General features: G+C 66.7%; 3 protein-coding genes. 2 read left to right on the forward strand and 1 reads right to left on the reverse strand.

All coding sequences use genetic code 11. From position 1 onward, the window contains the following. Positions 1-123 precede the first annotated feature (123 nt). Positions 124-360 (reverse strand): hypothetical protein, encoded by a 237-nt coding sequence (locus tag ACTOWK_RS23185; protein ID WP_441332439.1) that lies wholly within the window; start codon positions 358-360, stop codon positions 124-126. 210 nt (positions 361-570) lie between these two features. On the opposite strand from ACTOWK_RS23185, the gene ACTOWK_RS23190 reads away from it, so the two are divergent. Then, positions 571-9321 carry a GH36-type glycosyl hydrolase domain-containing protein gene (locus tag ACTOWK_RS23190; protein ID WP_441332440.1) on the forward strand — a complete coding sequence of 2917 codons (8751 nt, stop codon included), beginning with the start codon at positions 571-573 and terminating at the stop codon, positions 9319-9321. Then, positions 9306-9530 carry a hypothetical protein gene (locus ACTOWK_RS23195; RefSeq protein ID WP_441332441.1) on the forward strand — a complete coding sequence of 75 codons (225 nt, stop codon included), beginning with the start codon at positions 9306-9308 and terminating at the stop codon, positions 9528-9530. Before ACTOWK_RS23190 ends, ACTOWK_RS23195 begins: the two co-directional genes overlap by 16 nt. Positions 9531-10189 lie beyond the last annotated feature (659 nt).

A 10189-nucleotide genomic window follows, 5' to 3' on the forward strand; every position in this document is an offset into this window, starting at 1 on the left:
ATGATGGCGCCGCGCTCTTCGGGACTCAGGTGGGTGTAGTGGTGGCCCATGTGCAGAACCCTTCGGTGGGTGATGCACTTAAGCTTAGAGACCGCCTAACCAAAGAAGTTGCTTTTCTTTGAATCACCAGCCCGCGCGATCGATGCCGACGCAGGCATTTTTCATACGGGACATCCCTGTCCCGATGAAAAACGGCCCGCATCCCTGCGGGCCGCCCTCCGGGTCTCCTCCAGCCTTCGCAAGTGCCATGCGACGCACAGCAACGGCAACGGCAACAGCAACAACAACAGCAACAGCAACAGCAACAGCAACAGCAACAACAACAACAACGGCAAGGGTATCGGTATCGGCAACGACCACACCTCGGACCGACATCGGCCGTCGCAACCCCGCCGCACCGCCACCGCATTTCGCGCATTCGCTCCCGCGATCCTACGCACACTCCTCCCGGGCCGAGGCCACAACCCTGTCAGCACGGCGTATCGGCCGCGTCCGGCGCGACTTCACAATCGCCTGCCCATGCAAATGCAATGATCTCGCCCTTGAAGGCTGAAGTGCCTGGGATCTTGCATGCCCAATGTATGGCGAATATTCAGTCAGTGGTTGCGCTTGCGCCGACGCTTGTGGCGTTGGGGGCGTGCGGCGGCCAGCAAGCCGTGGCAGGCCGAGCAACCCTTGCGCTCGCAGTTGTTCAGCGCCGAGCAGATGGAACGGCACGGCAAATCCCTCGCGCATGCGCATCGGGTGCGGGCGCGCACGGGTTCGGATCTGCTGTTGGGACGTTTGCGCGAGAACGAGGGCATCCTCGACGCCGCCAACACCCTGCTCACCGAGATGGTCCAGGACGAAGTCCGCATCACTCCCGCGGGCGAGTGGTTGCTCGACAACTACTACCTGATCGAAGAACAGATCCGCACCGCCCGCCGGCATCTGCCCAAGGGCTATAGCCGCGAACTGCCGACCTTGAGCCAGGGCCCGTCGGCCGGTCTGCCGCGGGTCTACGACCTGGCGATGGAGGCCATCGCCCATGGCGACGGCCGCATCGACGCCGAAACCATGACCCGCTTCGTCGCCGCCTACCAGACGGTGACGCCGTTGAAACTCGGCGAGTTGTGGGCGATTCCGATCATGCTGCGCCTGGCCCTGATCGAGAACCTGCGCCGCATGGGCGTGCGGGTGATGCGCGACGGCGCCGATCACCGTCGCGCCGCCGAGTGGGCCGAACTGCTCAACGACACCGCCGACGCGAACCCGAAGAACGTGGTGCTGGTGGTGGCCGACATGGCACGCTCGAACCCGCCGATGACCGGGGCGTTCGTGGCCGAGCTCACCCGCGGCCTGCACGGTCGCAGTGCGGTGCTGGCCATGCCGATGAGCTGGATCGAACAGTGGCTGGCCGACAGCGCCCACGGCGTCGAAGAACTGGTGCGCGCCGAAAGCCAGCAACAGGCGGCCGATCAGGTCTCCATCGGCAACAGCATCGGCAGCCTGCGCTTCCTGGTCAACATGGATTGGCGCGAATTCGTCGAGACCATGAGCCTGGTCGACCGCACCCTGTGCGAGGACCCGGCCAGCGTCTATGCGCAAATGGACTTCAACACCCGCGACATGTACCGGCACGTGGTCGAGAAGATCGCGCGCCAGAGCGGCGTCAGCGAGATCGATGTGGCGCACCTGGTGCTGCGGCTGGCGCGCGATTCCGGCGACGTCCACGGCAGCAAGGCCCACGTCGGGTATTACCTCGTCGACGACGGCATCCCCGCGATCGCCGCGTCGGTCGCCGCCTGCGCGGACGCGCGCAAACCGGTGCGGCTGCGCCCGCGCAGGATGCCGCTGTCGGCCTATCTGCTGCCGATCGCCGTGGTCGCCGCCGCCTTCGGCTATGCGTTATTGACCGAGCTGCATGCCGCCCCGGTGGCCGCGTCCACGCTGTGCCTGCTGGCCTTGTTCAGCCTGCTCGCCTTCAGCGAACTCGGCATCACCCTGATCAACTGGGTCGCGACCATCCTGGTCGCGCCAAAGCCCTTGCCGCGCCTGGATTTCTCCAAGGGACTGCCTTCCTCCTCGCGCAGTCTGGTGGTGGTGCCGAGCATGATCGGCAGCATCGAGGCCATCGACGGCCTGGTCGAAGGGCTGGAAGTGCGTTTCCTGGCCAATCGCGACGCCTACCTGCATTTCGCTCTGCTGACCGACTTTCTCGACGCCGACCAACAAACCCTGGCGGGCGATGAAGCCTTGCTGGCGTATGCCTCGCAGCAGATCGGGCAGCTCAATGCGCGCTACGCCCCGGAAAGCGGCGACCTGTTCTTTCTGTTCCATCGTCCGCGCAGTTGGAACCCGCTCGAAGGCAAATGGATGGGGCACGAGCGCAAGCGCGGCAAGCTGGCCGCGCTCAATCGCCTGTTGCGCGGCGGTGCGCGCGAGGCCTTCATGACGGTGACCGGCAACACCGAGGTCTTGGCCAACGTCCGCTACGTGATCACTCTGGACACCGACACCCGCCTGCCCCGGGATGCCGCACGCGAATTCGTCGGCACCCTCGCCCATCCGCTGAACCAGGCCCGCTTCGACGAACGCCGGCGCCGGGTGACGCACGGCTACGGCATCCTCCAGCCCAGCGTCGGCACCGGCATGAGCGAGCGCCGCGGTTCGCGCTATGCGCGCATGTTCGGCAGCGAGGCCGGCATCGATCCGTATACGCGCACCGTCTCCGACGTCTACCAGGATCTGTTCGGCGAAGGCTCGTTCGTCGGCAAGGGCATCTACGACGTCGACGCTTTCGAATACGTCCTGGAAGGCCGTTTCCCCGAGAACCGCGTGCTCAGCCACGACTTGCTCGAAGGCTGCTATGCGCGCGCCGGCCTGATCAGCGACGTGCGCCTGTTCGAGGACTATCCAACGCGTTATGCCGCCGACGTCAAGCGCCGCTACCGCTGGATCCGCGGCGACTGGCAGTTGCTGCCGTGGCTGTTGCCGTGGGTGCCGCGCATGCACGGCGGCTACGAACGCAACCCGCTGTCGTGGTTGTCGCGCGGCAAATTGTTCGACAACCTGCGCCGCAGCCTGGTGCCGGCCGCGGCCGTCGCCTTGCTGGTCGCCGGCTGGGCGCTGTTGCCGCAGTCGCTGGCCTGGACCTTGTGGCTGCTCAGTCTGTGGCTGGCACCTGTCTTGCTGATGGTCTGCTGGAACGTGGTCACCCGCCCCACCGACATGGCGTTGGAGACTCACCTGATGCAGGTGGGCAGCTCGACCGCGCGCCAGTTGCAGCGGGCGACGGTCAATCTTGCCTGCCTGCCCTACGAAGCCTTCTTCAGCCTCGGCGCGATCGCCCGCAGCCTGTGGCGGATGACGATCAGCCGCCGTCGCCTGTTGCAATGGAATCCGTCGAGCGAAGTCGAACGCAGCCTCGGCAGCGGCGTCGGCGCGGAACTGCGCAGCATGTGGTTCGGGCCGGCGTTCGCGATCGTCGCCGCCGGCGTCCTGCTGCGCATCAACCCGACCTCGCTGTGGGTGGCCGCGCCTATCCTGGCGCTATGGCTGGTGTCGCCGGCCTTGATGGCCTGGCTGGGACGACCGCCGAAACGGCATCGCGCCAGTCTGTCGCAGACGCAGTTGAAGTTCCTCGGACGCCTGGCCCGGCGCACCTGGGCGTTCTTCGAGGTGCACATCCGCGCCGAAGACCACTGGTTGCCGCCGGACAACATCCAGGAGCATCCGACCCTGGTCGTAGCGCGGCGCACCTCGCCGACCAACATCGGCCTGTCGCTGCTCGCCAACCTCAGCGCTTACGATTTCGGTTATCTGCAGCCCGGCGGACTGATCGAGCGCACGCGCCTGGCGCTGGCCACGATGGAGACCCTGCCGCGCCATCGCGGGCATTTCTACAACTGGTACGACACCGAAACCCTGCAACCGTTGCCTCCGCGCTACGTGTCCACGGTCGACAGCGGCAACCTGGCCGCGCATCTGCTGACCCTGCGCCAGGGTCTGCTGGCGTTGATCGAGGAACCGGTGCTGGCGCCGCATACCTTCGACGGCCTCGCCGACACCTTGGGCGTGCTCGAAGGCAGCCTGCGCAGCGCCGGCCGCATCGATTCCGCACTCGAACACGCCCTCGCCGGGTTCCACGAGCGTCTGGACGCCGCCCGCGCCCAGCCCCCGGCCACCCTGCCCGACGCCGAGCGCATGCTGGCCGGCCTGTCGATCCGCGCGCAGGCGATCGAAGCGGCGCTGCCGCTCCTGGACGAAACCGCGCGGGATCCCTCCACGCCGCATTGGCCGTCGCTGCTGTCGGCCGCCTGCCGCGCCGCACAGGACGAACTGCTGCATTTCGCGCCGGGCCTGGGCTCGCCGGAAGAAGGACAGCACCGCCTTGCGCAGGCCGACCTCGTCGACCGCATTCCGACCCTGCGCGCCCTGCAGGAGCGATCCCAGGACCCGATCGCGCGCGACCGCGCGCGCAAGCGCGTGCACGAACTCGAACGCCTCGCCCACATCGCCGGGCAGTTGTCGCTGATGGAGTACGAATTCCTCTACGACCGCGGACGCCACCTGCTGTCGATCGGCTACAACGTCGAGGAACGGCGCCTGGACGCCGGCTATTACGACCTGCTCGCCTCCGAAGCGCGCCTGTGCAGCTTCGTCGCCATCGCTCAGGGACAGCTGCCGCAGGAGACCTGGTTCGCACTCGGCCGGCTGCTGACCGAGATCGACAGCGGCGCCGCCTTGCTGTCGTGGAGCGGGTCGATGTTCGAGTATCTGATGCCGCAGTTGGTGATGCCGAGCTATCCTGACACCCTGCTCGACCAGACCTCGCAACACGCCGTCCTCGCCCAGATCCACTACGGCCGGCAGCGCGACGTGCCCTGGGGCATCTCCGAATCGGGCTACAACACGGTCGATACGCGGATGAACTACCAATACCGCGCATTCGGCGTGCCCGGCCTGGGCCTCAAGCGCGGGCTCGGCCAGGACCTGGTGATCGCACCCTACGCCAGCGCGATGGCCCTGATGGTATTGCCGGAAGCGGCCTGCCAGAACCTGCAGCGCCTCACCGATCTGGGTTTCGGCGGCCCCTTCGGCCTGTACGAAGCGATCGACTACACCCCGACGCGGGTGCCGCGCGGCCAGGACCATGCGGTCGTGCGCTCGTTCATGGCCCACCACCAGGGCATGGCCTTGCTGTCGCTGGACCATCTGTTGCGCGACCAACCGATGCAGAAGCGTTTCGTCGCCGACGCGGAATTCCAGGCGACCCTGCTGCTGTTGCAGGAACGCATTCCGCGCACCGGCGTGTTCCATCCGCACGAAGCCGAGGCCGGCGGCGCACGCGCCGCACCGACCGCCACCGAGACCCAGTTGCGCATTTTCCGCAACCCCGGCACCGCCCGGCCGGCGGTGCAAATGCTGTCCAACGGCCGTTACCACAGCCTGCTGAGCAGTGCCGGCGGCGGCTATAACCGCCTCGGCGACATGGCGGTGACGCGCTGGCGCGAAGACGGTACGCGCGATCATTGGGGCTCGTTCTGTTACCTGCGCGATGTCGAAAGCGGCGAGTTCTGGTCGGCGACCCATCAGCCCACCTGCGTGCCGGTGGACCATTACGAGGCGATCTTCTCCGACGCCAAGGCCGAATTCCGCGGACGCAAGCACCGCTACGAGACCCATCTCGAGATCGCCATCTCCGCCGAGGACGACATCGAGCTGCGCCGGCTGCGCATCGGCAACCGTTCGCGGCACACCCGCACCATCGAGATCACCACCTACGCCGAAGTCGTACTGGCCTCGTCGCTGTCCGACGAGTTGCATCCGGCCTTCAGCAACCTGTTCGTGCAGACCGAGGTCGCCCGCGACAAGCAGGCCCTGCTGTGCACACGGCGGGCGCGTTCGCACGACGAAGTGCCGCCGTGGATGTTCCATCTGGTCGCCGTGCACGATGCCGACATCCAGACGATTTCCTACGAAACCGACCGCGCATGCTTCCTCGGCCGCGGCAACACGCCGCGCACCCCGCAAGCGCTCACCGCGACCGACGTCTTGTCGGATTCGGTCGGCTCGGTGCTCGACCCGATCGTCGCGATCCGCACCCGCATCGTGCTCGCGCCCGAGCAGGACGTCATCGTCGACATGGTCACGGGCGTGGGCATCGACCGCGCCGCCTGCAACCGGCTGATCGACAAATACCGCGACCGGCGCCTAGCCGACCGCGTGTTCGACCTGGCCTGGACCCACAGCCAGGTGGTCCGGCGCCAGATCAACGCGTCCCAGGCCGATGCCCAGTTGTACGAGCGGCTGGCCGGGTTGATGGTGTATGCGCATCCGTTCCTGCGCGCCGACAACGCGGTGCTGCTACAGAACCGACGCGGGCAATCCGGGCTGTGGGGTCACTCGATCTCCGGCGACTTGCCGATCGTGCTGCTGCAGATCGCCGAGGCCGCCAACATCGAACTGGTCCGGCAGATGGTGCAGGCGCATGCGTATTGGCGCCTGAAAGGGCTCAACGTCGACCTGGTGATCTGGAACGAAGAACAAGGCGGCTACCGCCAGCAACTGCAGGAGCAGATCCTGGGCCTGGTCTCGGCCGGTCCGGAAGGCAACGTGCTCGACCGCCCCGGCGGCATCTTCGTGCGGCCAAGCCAGCAGATGTCGCAGGAAGACCGCATCCTGCTGCAAGCGGTGTCGCGGGTGATCATCAGCGACAAACGCGGCCCCCTCGCCGCGCAGGTCAGCCGCCACGTCCCGCCCGAGCGCGACATCCCCCTGCTGCTGCCCGACGGCGCGCCCGACGAGGCCGAGCCCATGGAGACAGCGGCAACGATGCATGCGATGGCGTTGCCGGGCCTGCCGCCGCCGCGCGCGCAAACCGACGAAGACCCGTGGCCGTTCGAAGCCGTCGCCGATGACTTCGTATTCGACAACGGCACCGGCGCCTTCGCCGCCGACAGCCGCGAGTACGTCGTAGTGCTGCGCGAAGGCGCGCCGACCCCGGCGCCCTGGTCGAACGTGATGGCCAATGCACAGCTCGGCACCGTGGTCAGCGAAAGCGCGCCCGGCTACACCTGGTTCGAGAACGCCCACGAGTTCCGCCTCACGCCCTGGCACAACGACCCGGTCGCCGACACCGGCGGCGAAGCCTTCTACCTGCGCGACGAGGACAGCGGCAAGACCTGGTCGCCCATGCCCCTGCCGTGTCGCGGCAGCGGCGCCTACCGCACCCGCCACGGCTTCGGCTACAGCGTCTACGAACATATCGAAGACGGCATCGCCAGCGAACTGTGGATCTACGTGGCGTTGGACGAGGCGATCAAGTACTCGGTCCTTAAGCTGCGCAACCTGTCGGGCCGCGCGCGGCGCCTGTCGGCCACCGGCTATGTCGAATGGGTCTTGGGCGACCTGCGGATCAAGTCGCAGATGCACGTGGTCAGCGAAGTCGACGGTGCCAGCGGCGTGCTGACCGCACGCAATCCTTACAACACCGAGTTCGACGGTCGGGTCGCCTTCTTCGACGTCGACAGCGATGGCGATGGCGACGAGCGCAGTTTCACCGCCGACCGCACCGAATTCCTCGGCCGCAACGGCAACCTCGGGCAACCGGCGGCGCTGCTCAAGCAGCGCCTGTCGGGCAAACTCGGAGTCGGGCTGGACCCCTGCGCGGCGATCCAGGTGCCGATCGCGCTGGCCGCCGACGAAACCTACGAAACCGTGTTCCGCCTCGGCATCGGCGCCGACTATGCCGCCGCCGTCCAACTCGCCCAGAGCAGCAAGGGCAACGGCGCCGCGCACGACGCGCTGGATGCAGTGCGCATCCACTGGATGCATACTCTCGGCGCGATCCGGGTCGAAACCCCCGAGCCGAGCGTGGACGCGCTCGCCAACGGCTGGCTGCCGTATCAGACCCTGGCCTGTCGTTATGTCGCGCGCAGCGGCTACTACCAGTCCGGCGGTGCGTTCGGTTTCCGCGATCAGTTGCAGGACACGATGGCGAGCGTGCACGCGATGCCCGCGCTGACCCGCGAACACCTGCTGTTGAGCGCGGCGCACCAGTTCCCGCAGGGCGACGTGCTGCATTGGTGGCACCCGCCGCTCGGTCGTGGCGTGCGTACGCGTTGCTCGGACGACTACCTGTGGCTGCCCCTCGCCGCCTGCCGCTATCTGCAGGTCACCGGCGATCGCAGCCTGCTCGACGAGCCCGTGCGCTTCGTCGAGGGCCGCCCGGTCAACGCCGACGAAGAGTCCTACTACGACCTGCCGCTGGTTTCGGGGCGTCAGCAGTCGTTCTACGACCATTGCGTGCTGGCGCTCCAGCGCGGCACCGAACTGCTCGGCGAACGCGGCCTGCCGCTGATCGGCAGCGGCGACTGGAACGACGGCATGAACCGCGTCGGCGACGCCGGCAAGGGCGAAAGCGTGTGGCTGGGTTTTTTCCTGTTCGAAACCTTGAACCGCTTCGAGCCCGTCGCGCGCGAGCGCGGCGACGCCGCCTTCGCCGATTACTGCCTCGAATGCGCGCAGCGGTTGCAGCGGAACCTGGAAACCCATGCCTGGGACGGCGATTGGTATCGGCGCGCCTGGTTCGACGACGGCACGCCGCTGGGCTCGATGCGTAGCGACGAATGCCGGATCGACTCGATTTCGCAGAGTTGGTCGGTGTTGTCGGGCGCGGCCGATCCCGAGCGGGCCCGTCAGGCGATGGAGTCGCTGGACCAGTACCTGGTGCGGCGCGATGCCGGCCTGATCCAATTGCTGCAGCCGCCGTTCGATACGACCACCAAGGACCCCGGTTACATCCGCGGCTACGTGCCCGGCGTGCGCGAGAACGGCGGCCAATATACCCACGCCGCGGTGTGGGCGGCGATGGCCTTCGCCGAACTCGGCGACAGTGCCCGCGCTTGGGAACTGGCGCGCATGATCAACCCCATCCACCACGCCCGGGACGCCGAATCCACCGCCGTCTACAAGGTCGAACCCTATGTACTCGCCGCCGACGTCTACGGCGTCGACCCGCACACCGGCCGTGGCGGCTGGACCTGGTACACCGGTTCGGCCGGCTGGATGTACCGGCTGCTGACCGAATCGCTGCTCGGCTTGCAGCGCCATGGCGACACGATGCGCCTGAAGCCTTGCGTCCCCGCCGATTGGCCGGAGTATCGGATCCAGTATCGCCATGACGACAGCCTGTATCGGATCCACGTGCGCCAGATCGATCCCGGCGACGGCCCGGCGCAGCTGCGATTGGATGGTGTCGTCCAGGATGGCCTGCAGTTCTCCCTGCTCGGCGACCGCGCCATTCACCACGTCGAAGTGCAGTGGCCGCGGCCGTGAAGACCCGGGCGCGAGTCGATGCCGAACTCGAGCGCTTGGTGCAGATGCTGCCGCCGTGGCTGGAGTCGCTGCGTCACCAGGCGCAGTTCTGGCCGCAGTTCACCGCGCTGGCGGACGAGATATTGGCCGATGCCGATCCGGCCGATCGGGCTCACGCCCAGCGGCGTATCGATGAGATGTTGGCGGAGCATGGGTTGCGCCGGCATTGAGGTTCGCGCCGTTGCCGTTGCCGTTGCCGTTGCCGTTGCCGAGATTTTGATCTGCTTTGCTTTGTAGCTTTGCCGGTCAAATGAAGACCCGTAGGGCGGCCCGCATGGATGCGGGCCGTGCGCAAGCAGGCCATGGATGGCCTGTCTGGAGCATCCCTGCGTCGGCATCGATCGCGCGGGCTTGTGCCCTTGCAGGGAAGGCCTTTTCTTTGGTTAGCTTTCTTTTGGGCCAGCAAAAGAAAGTAACCCGGCCGCGTCAGCGGACGGAAGCTTTGCTCTTGCTTGATCGAAACGCCGGAGGCCGTCAGAACGTGGTCGCGACTTGCGTCGCTCCTACCCTAGAAGCGGCGACCGCGGCGCCTCAACCTCGCGCCGCTCCCGGCTGGAGCCAGGGTAGGAGCGACGCAAGTCGCGACCACGTTGCAACGGTGTCGCGGCACATCCATCAAGCAAGATCAGGATCAAACGCCAAAAGCTTCCGCCACTAAAGCGGCGGGTTACTTTCTTTTGTCTAAAGCAACAAAAGAAAGCTAACGGCGGTCTCTAAGCTTAAGTGCATCACCCACCGAAGGGTTCTGCACATGGGCCACCACTACACCCACCTGAGTCCCGAAGAGCGCGGCGCCATCATGGCCTGGGTCCGCCAAGGTCTCAGCGCC

Source organism: Lysobacter sp. CA196, assembly GCF_052078695.1.
In the GTDB taxonomy this organism is placed as follows: domain Bacteria; phylum Pseudomonadota; class Gammaproteobacteria; order Xanthomonadales; family Xanthomonadaceae; genus Lysobacter.